The sequence below is a fragment of the Pseudoalteromonas sp. SR45-6 genome (assembly GCF_014163545.1).
Lineage (GTDB): Bacteria > Pseudomonadota > Gammaproteobacteria > Enterobacterales > Alteromonadaceae > Pseudoalteromonas > Pseudoalteromonas rhizosphaerae.
The window spans coordinates 1-1,643 of record NZ_JACJDM010000126.1; the positions used below are offsets into that span (position 1 = coordinate 1).

The 1,643-nt window shown below is 47.0% G+C and carries 1 protein-coding gene; it reads right to left on the reverse strand.

The window, feature by feature from the left end; translation table 11 throughout:
- On the reverse strand, positions 1-1,643 hold a 1,643-nt coding region (locus tag H5158_RS22410), incomplete at both ends, for a cadherin-like domain-containing protein (RefSeq protein ID WP_182740951.1).

The window sequence follows — 1,643 nt, forward strand, 5'->3', positions numbered from 1 at the left end:
AGGTTAAACGCGAAGTTTTGCCCTACCGGCGCATCATTGGTGTTGGTTACCTCTAATGTAAATGGCGTTAAACTGGCGCTATCTGTGCCATCGTTAACACTGATAGTAATAGCCGCGTAGCTGCCCACATCCTCGTTCTGTGGCGTGCCCGCTAATTCGCCCGTGCTGGTGTCAAAGCTTGCCCAACTTGGCTTATTAATGATGCTGAAACTGAGGCTATCACCATCAATATCACGCACTGATGGCGTAAACTGATACTGACTGTCTTCGCTTACCGTGGTGTTCGGTGTACCACTGATTGTCGGTGCATCGTTAACGTTCTTAACGGTGAGATTAAAGCTACTCAGTGCTGTAGTAATCGCGCCGTCTGATACTGAAATAATAATGTTGTTATTTACGCCGACATCATCATTACTTGGCGTACCTGACAACTGCCCAGTGCTGCTATCAAAGTTTGCCCAGCTCGGCTTGTTGCTAATACTAAAGGTTAAGCTGTCGCCATCAATATCGCTGGCTGTTGGGGTAAAGCTATAAGACGTATCTTGATCAACATTTAATGCAGGAACACCACCAATTGTTGGTGCGTCATTGACGTTGATCACCGTTAAGTTAAATGCCGGTAAGCTCGCCGTACCCATGCCATCGCTGACACTGATCACAATATTACTGTACACACCCACATCGCCGTTACCAGCGGTACCACTGAGCAACCCGGTACTGCTATCAAAACTCAACCAACTTGGTTTATTACTGATGCTAAAGGTTAAGTTATCGCCCTCGGTGTCAGTTGCCGTTGGCGCAAAACTATAAGCGATTTTCTCACTCACTGACACAGTCGGTGAACCGCTGATCACTGGCACATCATTAACACTGCTCACGGTCACTGTGATCACCGCTGGTGCTGAATCCACGCTACCATCGTTAGCAACAAAGCTGAAGCTATCGGTGCCAAAGAAGTCACTCTCACCTTGGTATATTGCTTGCGAGCCAGTCAATGTAACACGGCCATTTTGTGGCTGACTGCTTATTTGATACGTTAAGGTATCGCCTTCGATATCGCTGGCGGTAAGGTTGATAGTCAGTGGCGTATCTTCATTTACTGACACCGCTGCAGCGCTGGCAACAGGGGCATCATTTACAGCATTAACGGTTAAGTTAACACTAACAGGAGCTGAATCTAACGCACCATCATTGGCTACAAACGTGAAACTATCACTGCCGTTATAATCTGCCGCAGCTGAATACAACCAACTATCACTGCTTTGTTGAACTAGCGTTCCGTGTGCGACATCAGTATCAATGCGATAAGTTAAGCTGTCATTTTCGATGTCTGTCGCAAGCAATGTGATCAATAAGCTTGCATCTTCATCAAGGCTAAGGGTTTGCGTTTGTGCCACCGGCGCATCATTGACTGGGTTCACGGTCATGGTGACAGTAGCAAGGTTAGATATCGCGCCATTGCTATCTTTAACTGTGTAAGTAAAGCTGTCGTCACCATAGTAATCTGCATTGGCGGTGTAAATGATTGCCCCCGTTGCGGTTACTTGAGTTTGCCCGTTGCTTGGTGCACTGACAACCGTCACACTGCTCACATCTAAGCTGTCGCCGATATCAACATCACTGTCGTTACCCAATACGTTGAC